This window comes from Leptolyngbya sp. Heron Island J, from assembly GCF_000482245.1.
Taxonomy (GTDB): domain Bacteria; phylum Cyanobacteriota; class Cyanobacteriia; order Phormidesmidales; family Phormidesmidaceae; genus Leptothoe.
In genome coordinates, this window is sequence record NZ_AWNH01000004.1 from 1 (window position 1) to 12,783 (window position 12,783).

General features: G+C 50.3%; 22 protein-coding genes. 20 read left to right on the forward strand and 2 right to left on the reverse strand.

Going from position 1 to position 12,783, the window contains the following annotated elements:
- Window positions 1-83: 83 nt before the first annotated feature.
- The 7 genes from N836_RS40165 to N836_RS40190 all read left to right on the forward strand — a co-directional run bounded on the left by N836_RS40165 (window position 84) and on the right by N836_RS40190 (window position 3,065).
- Window positions 84-440: a hypothetical protein gene (locus N836_RS40165; protein ID WP_023070128.1), complete on the forward strand. Its 357-nt coding sequence runs from the start codon at window positions 84-86 to the stop codon at window positions 438-440.
- A 62-nt stretch (window positions 441-502) separates the two neighbouring features.
- Complete coding sequence (locus tag N836_RS76235) at window positions 503-679, forward strand: hypothetical protein (RefSeq protein WP_023070129.1); 177 nt, start codon at window positions 503-505, stop codon at window positions 677-679.
- 3 nt (window positions 680-682) lie between these two features.
- Window positions 683-874, forward strand: coding sequence for a hypothetical protein (locus N836_RS40170; RefSeq protein WP_023070130.1), 192 nt, complete (start codon window positions 683-685; stop codon window positions 872-874).
- 10 nt (window positions 875-884) lie between these two features.
- Window positions 885-1,142 carry a hypothetical protein gene (locus tag N836_RS40175; RefSeq protein ID WP_023070131.1) on the forward strand — a complete coding sequence of 86 codons (258 nt, stop codon included), beginning with the start codon at window positions 885-887 and terminating at the stop codon, window positions 1,140-1,142.
- Window positions 1,126-1,323, forward strand: coding sequence for a hypothetical protein (locus tag N836_RS40180; protein WP_023070132.1), 198 nt, complete (start codon window positions 1,126-1,128; stop codon window positions 1,321-1,323). The genes N836_RS40175 and N836_RS40180 overlap by 17 nt, the downstream gene beginning before the upstream one ends.
- 52 nt (window positions 1,324-1,375) lie before the next feature.
- The gene (locus N836_RS40185) at window positions 1,376-2,272 is read left to right on the forward strand and encodes a helix-turn-helix domain-containing protein (protein ID WP_023070133.1); all 897 of its coding nucleotides are present in this window, start codon (window positions 1,376-1,378) and stop codon (window positions 2,270-2,272) included.
- A 73-nt stretch (window positions 2,273-2,345) separates the two neighbouring features.
- Window positions 2,346-3,065: a hypothetical protein gene (locus N836_RS40190; protein ID WP_023070134.1), complete on the forward strand. Its 720-nt coding sequence runs from the start codon at window positions 2,346-2,348 to the stop codon at window positions 3,063-3,065.
- A gap of 5 nt (window positions 3,066-3,070) precedes the next feature.
- Here the strand turns inward: N836_RS40190 and N836_RS40195 are convergent, their stop codons facing one another.
- The gene (locus tag N836_RS40195) at window positions 3,071-3,331 is read right to left on the reverse strand and encodes a helix-turn-helix domain-containing protein (RefSeq protein ID WP_023070135.1); all 261 of its coding nucleotides are present in this window, start codon (window positions 3,329-3,331) and stop codon (window positions 3,071-3,073) included.
- A 96-nt stretch (window positions 3,332-3,427) separates the two neighbouring features.
- On the opposite strand from N836_RS40195, the gene N836_RS40200 reads away from it, so the two are divergent.
- From N836_RS40200 to N836_RS40235, 8 genes are read left to right on the forward strand one after another with little or no spacing between them, the layout of a single operon-like run.
- On the forward strand, window positions 3,428-5,314 hold the full coding sequence (locus N836_RS40200; protein ID WP_023070137.1) for a hypothetical protein: 1,887 nt from the start codon (window positions 3,428-3,430) through the stop codon (window positions 5,312-5,314).
- A 3-nt stretch (window positions 5,315-5,317) separates the two neighbouring features.
- Complete coding sequence (locus tag N836_RS40205; protein ID WP_023070138.1) at window positions 5,318-5,710, forward strand: hypothetical protein; 393 nt, start codon at window positions 5,318-5,320, stop codon at window positions 5,708-5,710.
- Window positions 5,710-6,141 carry a hypothetical protein gene (locus N836_RS40210; RefSeq protein ID WP_023070139.1) on the forward strand — a complete coding sequence of 144 codons (432 nt, stop codon included), beginning with the start codon at window positions 5,710-5,712 and terminating at the stop codon, window positions 6,139-6,141. The genes N836_RS40205 and N836_RS40210 overlap by 1 nt, the downstream gene beginning before the upstream one ends.
- A complete protein-coding gene (locus N836_RS40215; protein WP_023070140.1) occupies window positions 6,129-6,788 on the forward strand; it encodes a hypothetical protein in 660 nt (219 codons plus the stop codon). Before N836_RS40210 ends, N836_RS40215 begins: the two co-directional genes overlap by 13 nt.
- A gap of 6 nt (window positions 6,789-6,794) precedes the next feature.
- Window positions 6,795-7,142 (forward strand): hypothetical protein, encoded by a 348-nt coding sequence (locus tag N836_RS40220; protein WP_023070141.1) that lies wholly within the window; start codon window positions 6,795-6,797, stop codon window positions 7,140-7,142.
- The gene (locus tag N836_RS40225; RefSeq protein ID WP_023070142.1) at window positions 7,142-8,095 is read left to right on the forward strand and encodes a LamG-like jellyroll fold domain-containing protein; all 954 of its coding nucleotides are present in this window, start codon (window positions 7,142-7,144) and stop codon (window positions 8,093-8,095) included. Before N836_RS40220 ends, N836_RS40225 begins: the two co-directional genes overlap by 1 nt.
- Window positions 8,096-8,097: 2 nt before the next feature.
- On the forward strand, window positions 8,098-9,387 hold the full coding sequence (locus N836_RS40230) for a hypothetical protein (protein ID WP_023070143.1): 1,290 nt from the start codon (window positions 8,098-8,100) through the stop codon (window positions 9,385-9,387).
- Window positions 9,388-9,395: 8 nt separating this feature from the next.
- Window positions 9,396-9,689 carry a hypothetical protein gene (locus N836_RS40235; RefSeq protein WP_023070144.1) on the forward strand — a complete coding sequence of 98 codons (294 nt, stop codon included), beginning with the start codon at window positions 9,396-9,398 and terminating at the stop codon, window positions 9,687-9,689.
- Window positions 9,690-9,774: 85 nt separating this feature from the next.
- On the opposite strand, the gene N836_RS40240 is transcribed toward N836_RS40235, so the two are convergent.
- Complete coding sequence (locus N836_RS40240) at window positions 9,775-10,302, reverse strand: hypothetical protein (RefSeq protein ID WP_161634909.1); 528 nt, start codon at window positions 10,300-10,302, stop codon at window positions 9,775-9,777.
- 36 nt (window positions 10,303-10,338) lie between these two features.
- Between N836_RS40240 and N836_RS40245 the strand changes: the two genes are divergently transcribed.
- The 5 genes from N836_RS40245 to N836_RS40260 all read left to right on the forward strand — a co-directional run bounded on the left by N836_RS40245 (window position 10,339) and on the right by N836_RS40260 (window position 12,776).
- Window positions 10,339-11,232 carry an FHA domain-containing protein gene (locus N836_RS40245; protein WP_023070146.1) on the forward strand — a complete coding sequence of 298 codons (894 nt, stop codon included), beginning with the start codon at window positions 10,339-10,341 and terminating at the stop codon, window positions 11,230-11,232.
- Between the two features lie 464 nt (window positions 11,233-11,696).
- On the forward strand, window positions 11,697-12,008 hold the full coding sequence (locus N836_RS40250) for a hypothetical protein (RefSeq protein ID WP_023070147.1): 312 nt from the start codon (window positions 11,697-11,699) through the stop codon (window positions 12,006-12,008).
- Window positions 12,008-12,259 (forward strand): hypothetical protein, encoded by a 252-nt coding sequence (locus tag N836_RS40255; protein ID WP_023070148.1) that lies wholly within the window; start codon window positions 12,008-12,010, stop codon window positions 12,257-12,259. Before N836_RS40250 ends, N836_RS40255 begins: the two co-directional genes overlap by 1 nt.
- 35 nt (window positions 12,260-12,294) lie before the next feature.
- Window positions 12,295-12,471 carry a hypothetical protein gene (locus tag N836_RS76240; protein ID WP_023070149.1) on the forward strand — a complete coding sequence of 59 codons (177 nt, stop codon included), beginning with the start codon at window positions 12,295-12,297 and terminating at the stop codon, window positions 12,469-12,471.
- A gap of 68 nt (window positions 12,472-12,539) precedes the next feature.
- Complete coding sequence (locus tag N836_RS40260) at window positions 12,540-12,776, forward strand: CopG family transcriptional regulator (RefSeq protein ID WP_161634910.1); 237 nt, start codon at window positions 12,540-12,542, stop codon at window positions 12,774-12,776.
- The last annotated feature ends 7 nt before the right edge of the window (window positions 12,777-12,783 follow it).

Below are 12,783 nucleotides of genomic sequence, written 5' to 3' on the forward strand. Positions count from 1 at the left end.
TTAGACATAAGCAAAGGCGATTGCCTCCCCGACCAAAGTTTGGCAATCGCCCCGCTAGTCCAAATCTCTAGCAACTTGAACTAATGAAAACTCTAACCCGCGACCTAGTATTTGTCGCCCCGTTTCATACCGTAATCACCGCCCCATCGGCCCCGCATTGCGATATCGACACCGCCCAACCCTTCCATGCCATTGCAGACGATGCGCTGGATGTGGTGGCCGATCAGTACTTCATCACGCTCCAGAAGCTAGCCACGTATCAGTCCAGTCCAACACTGCCCGAGTGGATGACGTTGGACCTGACTTTAGAACTCCAACGCCTAGCATCCCCAGCCAAGCCCCGGATTGAAGATTGGGTATCCGACAACCTACCGGGCTGGCACATCGTTGATTGGGCCATGGCTGAACCAGACGATGAGTTTGAGCCGATGCCTTTCTAACGATTGCCTTGTGGCCGCTACCTCTACACAGCGGCTCTATCAACCCTACGGAATTTTGAACGATGAGAACATTTGCATTACTGATCGCTTGGGCCTGTGCATGGCTCGCTTGGCAACTGACCCAATTCGCTAAGCCCGACAGCCGAGCACTGTATTACCTGGATGAAGGTTCGGCCATGGTGCAGACCGACGCAGAGGACATGCTCAGCGGTGTCGTTAAAGCATTGGTGGAGGCTTGAGCGATGAAATTCACCTTTATCCATGACGGCATCCTGCATATCCATGTCGATAGCTTCAAGGCACTGCAAGCTGAAATAAACGCAGACAAGACCCGTGAGACACCGTGCATTATCTGGTACGCAGATGGGTTGCCTCTGGCTATGCCTGCTTATTGGAGCAAGTGCCTGAACCCGAAGTTTGGCTTAAGAGCGTAGGGAGGACACCATGAAGAATCAAATCATTATCCCTATCAGCTCCACCCATAGCGACGATCAACTACAGTCTTTTCTCATGGCTCTGATCCATGGGTATGGACTAACCGCTGTATTGGATGCGATGTACCAGGGGCTCCTTATTCACTATGACCAAGATCGGGTGGAGTATCAAACGCAGGGGCCGATCCTTGACTCGATCAATGTGGCACGGACGGTTGCGGAGAAGTTGTTAGAGGAGAGTCAGAACAACGATGACACACGTAATTAAAACCCTACTCCGCCTGATTTTCCTCTCTGTACTATGGGCACTAGTACGCTTTACTCTCTTCTGCCTGGAAGTGTCAGAACTTAACTGGGAAGCGTGTGCGGTATCTGGGGCTGAGGATCATCTGATTATCAAGATGCGCCGACAGCTCAAGGCACTAATACCCAAGTTCATCAAGGCATAGCCCATCAATACGAGGAATGCCGGTTCTCTTTGGGGGACCGGCCTGTTGTGCTATGTCTTTGCAACTGCCAACCACCATACGGATTTATACTCGCCTATTAGACTCGGGCCATGAGCATGCTCGCCTCTGGCATGTCCTCCGCTCTCTGGATACCCAGGGTAGCGGTTGGGTGTGTTTTGATGTGACTGCCATAGCCGATCTGATAGGTGTTTCTGTGCGGACGATCCAACGATGGATAAATCGTGGGTTGGCAACAGGTTGGTTTCGGTCAGCGCGATCGCACTCAGGAGAATTAACCCTATACCTGTCTGGTATTGGCGCTGTGAAAAATGCCTTAGGAGTAGATAGCCTTGGCGCGATCGCGGATGTTGAACTGCATCATCTAGGCCGTAGTGAAGCCAAAGCACTCTGTACAGCATTAGAGGCTCAATATAGGCAAAAGCAAGCGTACTGGGCAGCCAAGAAAGCGAAGAAAGGACACGCCAAGAAATTAGTTTTGAAACCGTGGGAGATGGCGACCTCTGACAAATTGCCAGGGGAAAAGAGCTCGGTTGTGGTTTCAAATGGATTTCAGATACCTGGTTGTTCGATTGCAGGATTAGCCAAAGCAACAGACTGGAGTCAGTCAACGATTAAGAGACGACTCAGTAATCGCTGGAGACTTGAACGAACGATTGAGCCCATCCAAAAAAGACGAGTGGCTACAGAGCTGGATGATCCAGAGCTGTTGTTCTTGCTCAGAGAGTCTAATTGTGGCTTCTTAGTTCAGGAGAATGCTGTAGGTCATACTCGTGTGCTCAAGGTTATCCGTAGTACGGGCCGCTCTAAGGTTGTGAGTCTGGGCTGCAATATCTATGCCCCATCCCATGAGTTACGGAGTTGTCGGAGTTTGAGAAGACGAGTGTCTAAGATGGACTCAGTGCGATCGCAGGAAGATATAGCAATTTAATAAGGCTCATGTTTGTCGCTAAGAACCGGAACAAATAAGCTACCATTGCCAGTAACCTTACCCCTCACTTGATATGGAACATTTGGCCACAACATTGGGGCGCGTCTTTTCGGAAGCGATCGCACCTATGGGCCCACCTACCTCTGAACAATTGGAGCTAATCAATCAGAATCGACCACTTGGTCGAGAGCCTTACACAGCGGATGAGATCGTATCAGTGCCTATTATTGCCAGTAACAATCTAGTCAATTGGTCCAATGGGCGTTGGAACAAAGACGCGCTGATCAAGATGGCTGAGACATACCCTGGTTTACCGTTTGCTGTAGACCACCCTATGTACACGGTAAAGAACACGGTGGGGTTTATTTATGACGTTCAGTTAATTGAATCGAATGCGGCTCCTGTGGATATTTTGGAAGCGGCTGGAGAACTAGCCAACAATACAGCCGTAGTTCAGGCTGAAGGCTTTATCCAGATGGTTTGTTACGCGGCGATCGCTGCAGATCACCCAATCCTAGACAGTATTGATATGGGTCGGGTTAACAATGCGTCAACCACTTGTATTACCGACGGGACTAGCCTTTGCCCATTAGATGGGACTAAGTTTGGCTCACAATCACGCTATCGATGTGCTGAAGGGCATTACCACCCATTCTATGCCTGGTGGTATGACGTGGAAGACGAGGACAAAGTCGCACCCTATGCCATCAAAACCGGTGTTATCAGTAGTGTCGAGCTAAGCCTTGTTCTGATGGGTAATTTACCAGCGGCTAGTATTCCAAGGGGTGCTTAGGTTGTTTAGTCCTGGTTCAAAACACCTTTGCCCCATGGCCTAGGAAGGGGAGACAATAAGACCTGTATATCTTCACCCAGGTCTAAAAATTTAACAACACTCGGTGCACACTCCAATGGCAAGCTGCTCTGCCCATTTTCAATCCGAGTGACTGTTTTTATGTTAACGCCCGCCGCATCGGCAACCGCTTTTTTAGTAAAGCCAAGATCTAGGCGTCTTAACTTTAAATTCCTGCCAATCAGTCGTCGTTGTTCTCGTGGGTTCATGCTCCAATAGTGGACGTTGTGACCATTTTTAGGACGTCAAGCCAATCATAGCCATTTTCTAAGGATAAGGTAGACCCAAAATACCTGCCCTGGGAAATGGTAAAAAACACCAAAGTTATTGTTAAAGAGGAGTCGGCTGCCGTTTCTGAAGCCGATCATCTCAAAAAGCAAATGAAACCTAAGCCTAAAGGGTTTAAGGCTGAAGTACACGCGCTAGATCCCAAAACTGCTAATAGCAGTCAAACGTCAGAAGAAGAGACTGTGACTGATGATCCGGTTCTCGTTGCGATCGCTCAACTGAATGCAAAAGTTGACCAGCTGTCTAAAGACAAAGACGCTTCTGATGCCCGAGTGACTGAGCTAGAAACTCAGCTAGAAAAACAACAGACTGAAGCCGAGGGAGCGATCTCAGAACTCAAAACTCAGTTAGAAGAACAGCAGACTGAAGCCGAGGGGGCGATCTCAGAGCTCAAAACTCAGCACCAACAAGAACTCGAAACGGTTCAATCAGAGAAACAAGAGGCCGAACAACGCACAGGACGCTTGGAAGGATTGCTTAAATTGTCTGGGAATCAACATGGTGTCACTGAACAAGAGGCTAACAGTGGCAGCGCGGTGGGTGCCCCTAATGTCAACACTTTGATTAGTGCAAACCGTACGCCTAAAGGTATGTTTGCGGAGGTGCGACAGATTATTGAGCGAGCCCCGCTCGCCCAGAAATACACTGCGAAAGGAGCCATCACATTTACCCGTGACAACCGAGAGCTCAACGCCTACATTCGTCAAGCCCGGCTTGAGCCCAAGATGTGGCGACAGTTTCTAACGGATATCGAAACGTATGCCAAAGCTCAGGGCATGCTCAGAGGCAGCGCGACGCATCTAGTGGATCAAAACGCTGCGACCACCGGTCCCGATATTGATGGCGGCTTCCTGGCCACGTTAGCCGCTATGATGCGGTCTAACAATCGTCCTCAATACATCTTTCGCAATTTCGCCAATACCCGAATCAATTTCCAGCGTGGATTTGGCGAGACGATCAAGATTCCACGGGTAGCCTATCAAACGGGGCCGAATGTTCCCGATGATCGCTTATTGTCTGGCAGTGGTGCTTATACCCAAATTGATTCGACGAATCAGCGGATGCAATCGGGTACGGTCAGTGCCACTATCGAAGAATGGGGCCTGGGTAAAAACTCTCAGTTTCCGCCGATTGCCATCCCGACCTTTGTCGATAGCTATTCCATGATTGACCTCATGAGAGCGTTAGACACCAACCTCGGTGAAGACTACTATCGCTGGGAAGACATGAAGGTCCGCTCATTATGGGCTCCCACTAGTCGCGTCGTGTACAACGATGGAGATCAGGTATCTACGACAGCAAGTAATGCCGATGGTAGTGTTACTCTGCAGTATCTCAACAACCTCTACGCCTATATGCGTAATCTGCAGATTCCCACCTACCAGAATGGCTGTTATGGGATTGTGTTGGTTTCGAGCGCCTGTGCCACCTTCCGAAATGAACTTGTTGCGGATGGCATTTGGCAGGCCCCCTCAATGGCCGCCTTGGAAGAGCTAGCCAATAATTTATCGCTCAGCACGGGTCTAGATGTGGGGCCCACAGATCTGGCAGCTGCGTATCAAGGCAAGTACGGCAACTTCCATATTTGGGAAACCAACGCCTATGCTTCTGGCGCAGTCGGGACGGCTGGAGCTTCGGGTGAAGGGGTACAGACTGAAACGGTTGCGGCCGGTGCTGCCACGACTCGAACCAACTACGCGTTTGGGGCGAATACCATTGGTCGGGGCATTGGCACTGAGATGGAAATCCGACGTGACACAAATGATGACTTCCAGCGTGTGGGTCGTTATATCTGGCGTTCTGAAGAAGGCTTTGTGGCGATGGATGTGGATCCAACTGGCTATAACGATCAATCTGCGGTTCCTCAACAGCTTCGTGTTTTAGACGTTCGCACTATCGGTTAACCCATGCTTCCTACCCCCTCCCTGTTTACTCCCCAACTTGGTGGAGAGGTCAAAGCTACCTATGAGTTTGCTGTTCATGGGGGCGCGGTGGGTGATATCCCACTTGACCTTGATTTACCAGCCAATGCGGTTGTGTATGACGGCTTGATCGATGTCGTCACGGATCCAACCTCAGGAGGCGCGGCAACGGTTGCCCTGAAACTTGAAGGGGCGGCTGATTTACTAGCGGCAACTGCAATTGCGTCGGTCACGGGTCAATTAGATACCATCCCCGATAATGCAGCGGCCAACGCGGTTAAAACAACAGCGAATCGAACCCTAACGGTCACCGTGGCCACCGCTGCTTTGACTGCAGGCAAGATAAATATCTTTCTTAAGTACTATCTAAGCGACTAATGGCGTTTGATGCAGATGCTCGTAGAGCCGAGCTACAAGCTATTTACGATGAAGGAGATGGGAGTAATTGGGCCCCTATCAGAACAATTGCTGAAGGCTTGGGTATTACCAAACCTGATGATGGGTGGGAAGCCGCGATCAACTTGATTGTAGACGCTGAAAAAAGTGCGGTGGATGCTGAACCTGAAGCCCCTGATCAAGCAACCAATGGTCAAGCAACAGATAGTCAAGACACTCAATCTGAAGCGCCTGATCAGGCAACGGATAGCAAAGACACTACTAAACCCGAAGCTTCCGATCAAACAGTGCCGGACAGCAAAAATACGGAACCTAACCAGACGCCTACTCAACCGCCCCCTGAAATTACCCCTTGGCGCAAAGCTCGCACTGATCTGTATGGGAAGATAATTCCTAACCCATGGCACTCCTGACCGTCGAAGAATTAGAGACTTATGCCCCTGAAGTGACTGGGGCAACCAGTATTGATATCCTCGTTGCTCAAACAGCCATTGAGGCTTGGTTAGGATTTTCTATTGAACAAACTCAGCGAATTGAAATACTACAGTTAACCGTTCGCTCAAAAACAACTCAGCTGAGTTATCACCCAATTGCGGATACGCCCGCTCCTGTTATTGAAGTCAGGCAAGGCAATGAAAGAGATCGGCTAGACCGTCAATCAGTCGTGACCGATTGGCTTACGCTTCAAGCCGGAGATTATGTTTTAGATGCCACTGGGTTGATTTCTCTGAACACCTTAAATTCGAGTGTCAGTTTCGGGTTTAACCTCATTAGCGCGACAGACCTAAGGGCTACTTATACAGCGGGTCTTGATTTCACCCAAGATACTCCTGAAATCAACGCACTTAAAGCCGCTACCGGCCAAATTATCGCCTATCAAGCCTCAGACCATTTTAAGAGTGGGGTTATAGAGCTAGATATCAAAAATCAATTTCGACAAAAGTGGGCTTCCGGTAGTGGCAGTGGGGGTAGTGGAATGTCTGGAGCCGGTCGAACGCCTGAAACACTCTTTAGACCATTTCAAAAGTACAAACCACGAAGCGGGATATTGGCGGGGTAATTAACAATGACCACGAGAATCGTCAAACTCACAGTACCAGACGGACAAACCGATGGCGAATGGGCAACAATCGACAAGCCATCCACACTCACCCGCTTTGCCAGGCTACTTACTCCACCCAACACTCCCTCAACCACATTAACTCTATCTGTTCGTAGGCCAGAAAATCCCAGTGCTGTTTACTCAGTCAAGCTGGCAGACGGAACAGGCTGGTCTATCACCGTTGATGGTCTCGGGTCTTACACAGCAGATGCATTAGCTCCTTTGGCCAATCAAATAGATGGCCTTGAATGGCGGCCCACACTAGGAACCGCACCCACCGGCGATGCTGTTTTTGAGCTGGAGATTATCTGATGCCCACCAGCCTCGCCACCGGACTCCACCTCGCCCTCGGCTTCCTACCGCTGACACTCTCAAGCGGCCCCAACCCGTACGCCACCATTCAGCAGGGGCTTGTCGCCTGGTGGGAATTTACGGAGGCTGCCGACCAGGACAAGGATTCTGAGGTTTCTCCAAACATAAGCCTCCAAAGGATAAACAATCCAAACCGGAAAACCGATTCAATCTTGGGCGACGGGAGTGTAGGGCAATTCACTCCTGACAAGGCTCTCTACCTGCCAAAAACGAGCGGACTGCTGGGTGCATTGGAGTTCCCTGGGAATGTATTTAGCTTTTCGTGTTGGGTGAAAGCCTTCGACAACGAGTTTGGGGCTCTTTTCGGGATTTACGATTTCAGTGGAAACAATAACCGCGCCTGGGGATTACTCAAACAAAACTCAGGCGCGGGGTCTAATGCAACTCTGATCGTCTCTGAGGATGGGTTGTTTAACGAAAACAACGTAGCAAGCACAAATGACTCACTGTTTCTGCTGAACCAAGAGACCTGGATATTCTTAGACGGCTTCTTTGACAACGGTACGGCTGGAATCGCGGTGAATGGGGGAGCCTACAACATCGTTGAGACTACAGCCCAAGTTTTATACCAGGGGGCAAACCAGGGTGGCAATGATACGCCGTTTATGGTGGGGGCTCGATCCAATGGGGGCACTGCAACAGTAAGTAACTCCAATATTCATGTTGACCAGTTGGTGCTGTGGAATCGTATGCTTACGCCAGCTGAGCGGATCTTGCTCTGGAACGGCGGGAGTGGAAACACATTGGCACAAATACAGGAAGCTAGGTTACTCCAGAACCTAACGAGTTTGGGGATTGAAGGACTGAACGGGCAACTCTATCTCAAGCCGGACGGTATCGGAGTCTACCTTAAGCCGGATGGGCAAAGTGTATATCTCAAACCAGGGAGCTAGCCATGGCAAACACGATCACCTCCGCAGCAGTCTTAACCCTCCTGAGCTCGGCTAATCAAGCAGAGATGAGAGATGCGCTGGATCTTGCCACTTATCTCGCCTCACCTGACGCGATCGGGGGAGTAACAGCTGCAGCAGGGAGGTTCACAGAGGCCGCCGCTAACTACCTATTGATTGGTAGTCCGTCAGGATCTTCCTTTGCCCTTGGAGGTATTTACCTGAACAGGTCTGCAAATCCCTTTCTTGTGCTTCAGGGTGGCGGGAATAGGTTGGGTCAAATAAGGGGTATTGGCGCGTCCACGGACGGCGGAATCCAAGTGACGAATGGCGATAGCACTAGCCTCTGGGCGGAATTCACTGTTAACAGCGCAACAATCACACAAATACTGAAGCTAACTGACGGTCGCGTCAGGCCGGATGCCGACAGTTCCGAGTCCATTAGGTTCCAAAACGCATCCGGAACCGCTTCGCTACTGACCCTGGACACGACAAAAAACACGATCGATTTCAACTATCGTCAGGTTCAAGACGCCTATCTGGCGGGTGCTCATTTTGAGGGTGGCTTTGTTGGGTATCAGCCAATTATCGATCGACTCCTGGGCGCAAATATGCGCTACTCAATTAACGTCACCGGCAGTGTCACCGACCTAGACAATCTTTGGGACAGTTCCAATGAATCTAGAACCATCGTCGCGGCCAATACTACTGCGGTGATTGAGATTGACTTCAGAAATGCCGACGCAGGATCACAAGGGTTCACATTTGCCAATGGGCAGATCGTCATCACCCCTTATCACACATCGGTTCCACAGTCGATGACCGTTGAAATTGAGCGAAATCACAATACAACTCCTGAGTGGCTGACGATCGCCTCACTGACCAGTTTAGAGTCTTACAGAGCTACCGTTGTTCAGGTGACTCAGCATACCTTTGTGGGACGGATTCGCTTCACAATCGAAGCCCAGAGCGGTCTTGCCGCAGAGATGGTTAAGATTCAATGGTTTGCTTCGAGATCAAACGAGACCGAACCAACGAGAGGGATTTTATCTCGCAGAAGTGGAGTGCAAAAAGTCTTCTCTGCAGGTCTTCGAGTTTCCAATGCAGATGAATCACTTTATGCCGAGTTAAGACAAGGGCTGGCAAGAACTTCACCTATGTCTATTGCGTCATTGCCATCTTTAACTACTGGAGGGGGATTCGCCTTTGTCAGCGATGGAAGCAGGCCGAATAGGCCAGTGTACTACGACGGATCAGATTGGCGTTATTTCTCAGACGATACCATTGTGAGCTAATTTTTATCATGAATGAATCAGCAATTTCTCAGCTAGAACAACAAGGTCAGTTTATAGATGAACTTCGGGCTGTGCGTGGGACTTTTGAGAAAGGTGTCTATCCCAATATTGTTAAGGCATTAGTCCAGTTTCAGGGACTAATGCCATCGCTAACTGAGACTGAACTGGAAGGGCTTGACCAAGAGCCTGAGGTGCAGGCGGTCATAACAGGGATGACTGAGTTAAAAAATGCCCTTGAGACACTAAATGAGAATAGTAATTTAATCAATCTCAATTTACCTGAACCATCCATCAATTCATGATGAGCTAGACAAAACTGTGGGGTCCTTATGGGATATCGGGAAAACTGCCAAACGATCACCCCTACAAGAACTCTCCGCCAGCGATTTAACCCCGCAACTCCTTCCGCAACAACTCCCCGAACCCCGACGAACCGACTAGATCCGTGATGTCCTCGCCATCTTTCAGGCTGATTTTTCTATCGTGGGGATTTAACTCCTCCAGCAGTTGCAGTAATCGCCATGTCTCCCGGATATTGCGCCCTTCCTTGAAGAACTGCTTCTCAAGTTTGCCCTTCTCCCCAGAGACAAAAGCCACTAGCAGATCAATTTTCTCTAGCTGCTGTTTGCAGAGCGAGATCGCTGCTTCACTATCCCCCTCAAACTGCAAAAGCTTCTGGTGCAGCAGCTTATTATCGGCGGTGAGAGTACGGACTTCTGAGGCTAGCTGCTCTATCTGGTCGTTTAGCGGGGCTGTGGCCTGATCGATCTCCTTTTCTATCCAGGGCTTTAAAGTTCTCAAAACATCTTGCTTAAACCGGAGGAAGCGGGTGTTCACATCGCTCATCACACGCCGGTAAAAAGCCAGCTTTGGATTGGGCATGGGTAGCGGTGATCTGTCTGTAGTACTGGCCATTTGGCGGGTTCAGGAACCTTTCTTTAAGGATAAACTATGGGTGGTATTGAGTTCCTGAAGATGCCCAAGCCGTTTGATTATCTGTTAATCACGGAAATCACAACAAAACGCCAACACCAAATCCCGCTATCGAGGATACGAGAAGACGCCCTAACCATCGGACGGTCTAGCCTTGGCAGCAATCACCTCCAAATTGGGTTGGGTACTGATGCCTATAGCTGGATCAGCAAGCAGCACTGCACCCTCTTCGCCCTGCCGCGAGAGAATGCCCCTGGCAAATGGGACTACTACATTCAAGATGGGCATCAAGAGAGTGGCCATTGGATTCCATCACAGCAGGGCATCTGGGTTGGGGGGCGACAACAGCCAGCCGATCTCCCCATACAACTGCGCCCTGGCCCTGGCCAAATTGAGATTTTTCCAAAACTCGCAGGGCTCAAATATCGATGCATTTTAGAATGGCCCACCGAGCCAGAACCCGGCGACGATACTGACAGAGACCCGCCCACCCTGCAGCAGTACGAAGCGGTGCTGATGGAAAAACGAGTATTCCAGGAGCAAGCCGAGCACAACCGCCAGCAGTTAGAGCGGCTGGGGCGGAACATGGCCCACATGCAGGCAACATTTACCGATGAGCGAGAGGAGTTGAGCGGCAAGATCAACCAGCAAAGTGATCTGCTACTTCAGCTCAGTACCACTCTTGAGCAAGAGCGACAGCTGAACAAACAACAGCAGGATGAACTTACCGCCCAACGCCGACGCAACTTACGGGTGAAGATAGCGATCGCAACCCTGGGGCTAATTGTGTGCGCGATCGGTGTACTGGCCCTCAACGTAGACCAGGAAACCCTGAGAGGAGTTCTTGAATGGTCTTTGTTAATTGTCGGCGGCGTTGGCGGGGTGCTTGGGGTGAGTATGAAAGGGGATTAGTAACCCCAAACGTACGGATTCACGAATTTATTCACCACAGTACGCCCGCACTACACCCAGATGTACAATTTCACGGACACAGGCAAGTAAAAACGTACTGTCAACCCCTATTTTGTCTGTAGTTGGCGGCACTTCTGTAAAGCTTCGATGAAGTCAGCCGCCAACTTTATACAAGATTCACAGAAAAACGAGTAAATCGCCGAAGCGACTACCAGGTGGAAGGTGCAGCCACAAACCACACCCGATATATAAGCGAAACTGTTGGTAAAACCCAAGTTCTTGGGTGTGCAATAAGCAATTCTGATAGACAAAATCCGTTATTACGGCATATGCATAAATCTGGCCAATCGTCAAGTTAGGCGATTTTTGTTGTCAAAAACTCTCAATCTCTCTGTATATAAAGGGTGCAGCTCACCCAAGAACTTGGGCTATAAAAAGGATGTTCCGAGCGAGAGGAGAGAGCGATGGCCAAGCAGCGAATCACCACCACCCAGTTACAGCGGTTGGCGCAATACCAACAGCAGTTGGATACCACGATTGAGTACGTGTCTGATTGGTCGTTGGCTGCTCTCCGGAAGGAAGCGAAAGAAGCTAATGAAGCAGTTGCCCTTTGCAGCCAGGAGATCGACGGGGTGGCCGCTGATGGCACCTACAACTACATGGCCGAATCTGAATGGGTGCTACTCGCTGAGGTTGTTGAGTTTGTCCTTGGTGTTCGCGAGAGCTGCAAGAAGCTCACCGAGCGCCAGCTAGATGTTGTCGAGGGGGTTGCGTAATGGATGCCACCATTTCTATTTCCAAGGAGCAGCGCGAACTGCTCAATCGTGCAATTGAGTGGAATCACGAGCGTGAGATCTTCACCGAGTCCGAGGTGATGGCGCTATTTGGCTTTTACCTTGGAGCCTGCACCTGGTCGGCGGACCAGTTCCGCCAATGGATAGATGACGAGCGATATCTACAAATATTTGAGGAGCTCGTTGGAGAAGCGCGCATTGAGCAGGCGTTCATTCTGCTGGAGTGGGCCTGAGGAGCTGAGTTTTATTATTGCTGGAGGAAAATAAAATGAAAAAGTTGACGTCTACAGTCGAGTTTGTCTCAAGCGACGGTCGTCGCTTTGGTGGTCGTATTAAGGCGGTTAAGTCTGCTGACCATCCCGCACGGGCCTACCGACTGGGTCGCGCCCTGCAGAAGCGGACAGGCGTTAGATGGTCCCTGCGCTTCCAGTCCCTGCCCCGCTAGGTAGCAGAGCTATCATGGACCAGCGCACTACCCCTGGCTAAATGCTGGGGGTTCTTTTTGAGGCAAGCATGGAACAGCAAGATCAAGGCCAAACCAAAAAATCCCGCCCATGGCTGGAACGACCTCAGGGGGTTGGTGGTATGTTTGCCGCCAAAGGAGAAACGAAGCTTGATCCTCGGGTTACCAGTCTGCGGCTCCCGACCGAACAAATGGAGCAGTTCATTGCGATCGCGCAGGAACGAGGGCTAACGCGGGGTGAACTGGTGCGGGAGGTGGTGATGGAGTGGTTGTCGGGGCAAGAATAATCATTTA

Excerpts from the sequence above, each read along its gene's own strand:
- N836_RS40165 (WP_023070128.1), top strand. The coding sequence starts at position 84 with ATGAAAACTCTAACCCGCGACCTAGTATTTGTCGCCCCGTTTCATACC.
- N836_RS76235 (WP_023070129.1), top strand. The coding sequence starts at position 503 with ATGAGAACATTTGCATTACTGATCGCTTGGGCCTGTGCATGGCTCGCT.
- N836_RS40170 (WP_023070130.1), top strand. The coding sequence starts at position 683 with ATGAAATTCACCTTTATCCATGACGGCATCCTGCATATCCATGTCGAT.
- N836_RS40175 (WP_023070131.1), top strand. The coding sequence starts at position 885 with ATGAAGAATCAAATCATTATCCCTATCAGCTCCACCCATAGCGACGAT.
- N836_RS40180 (WP_023070132.1), top strand. The coding sequence starts at position 1,126 with ATGACACACGTAATTAAAACCCTACTCCGCCTGATTTTCCTCTCTGTA.
- N836_RS40185 (WP_023070133.1), top strand. The coding sequence starts at position 1,376 with ATGTCTTTGCAACTGCCAACCACCATACGGATTTATACTCGCCTATTA.
- N836_RS40190 (WP_023070134.1), top strand. The coding sequence starts at position 2,346 with ATGGAACATTTGGCCACAACATTGGGGCGCGTCTTTTCGGAAGCGATC.
- N836_RS40195 (WP_023070135.1), bottom strand. The coding sequence starts at position 3,331 with ATGAACCCACGAGAACAACGACGACTGATTGGCAGGAATTTAAAGTTA.
- N836_RS40200 (WP_023070137.1), top strand. The coding sequence starts at position 3,428 with ATGGTAAAAAACACCAAAGTTATTGTTAAAGAGGAGTCGGCTGCCGTT.
- N836_RS40205 (WP_023070138.1), top strand. The coding sequence starts at position 5,318 with ATGCTTCCTACCCCCTCCCTGTTTACTCCCCAACTTGGTGGAGAGGTC.
- N836_RS40210 (WP_023070139.1), top strand. The coding sequence starts at position 5,710 with ATGGCGTTTGATGCAGATGCTCGTAGAGCCGAGCTACAAGCTATTTAC.
- N836_RS40215 (WP_023070140.1), top strand. The coding sequence starts at position 6,129 with ATGGCACTCCTGACCGTCGAAGAATTAGAGACTTATGCCCCTGAAGTG.
- N836_RS40220 (WP_023070141.1), top strand. The coding sequence starts at position 6,795 with ATGACCACGAGAATCGTCAAACTCACAGTACCAGACGGACAAACCGAT.
- N836_RS40225 (WP_023070142.1), top strand. The coding sequence starts at position 7,142 with ATGCCCACCAGCCTCGCCACCGGACTCCACCTCGCCCTCGGCTTCCTA.
- N836_RS40230 (WP_023070143.1), top strand. The coding sequence starts at position 8,098 with ATGGCAAACACGATCACCTCCGCAGCAGTCTTAACCCTCCTGAGCTCG.
- N836_RS40235 (WP_023070144.1), top strand. The coding sequence starts at position 9,396 with ATGAATGAATCAGCAATTTCTCAGCTAGAACAACAAGGTCAGTTTATA.
- N836_RS40240 (WP_161634909.1), bottom strand. The coding sequence starts at position 10,302 with ATGGCCAGTACTACAGACAGATCACCGCTACCCATGCCCAATCCAAAG.
- N836_RS40245 (WP_023070146.1), top strand. The coding sequence starts at position 10,339 with ATGGGTGGTATTGAGTTCCTGAAGATGCCCAAGCCGTTTGATTATCTG.
- N836_RS40250 (WP_023070147.1), top strand. The coding sequence starts at position 11,697 with ATGGCCAAGCAGCGAATCACCACCACCCAGTTACAGCGGTTGGCGCAA.
- N836_RS40255 (WP_023070148.1), top strand. The coding sequence starts at position 12,008 with ATGGATGCCACCATTTCTATTTCCAAGGAGCAGCGCGAACTGCTCAAT.
- N836_RS76240 (WP_023070149.1), top strand. The coding sequence starts at position 12,295 with ATGAAAAAGTTGACGTCTACAGTCGAGTTTGTCTCAAGCGACGGTCGT.
- N836_RS40260 (WP_161634910.1), top strand. The coding sequence starts at position 12,540 with ATGGAACAGCAAGATCAAGGCCAAACCAAAAAATCCCGCCCATGGCTG.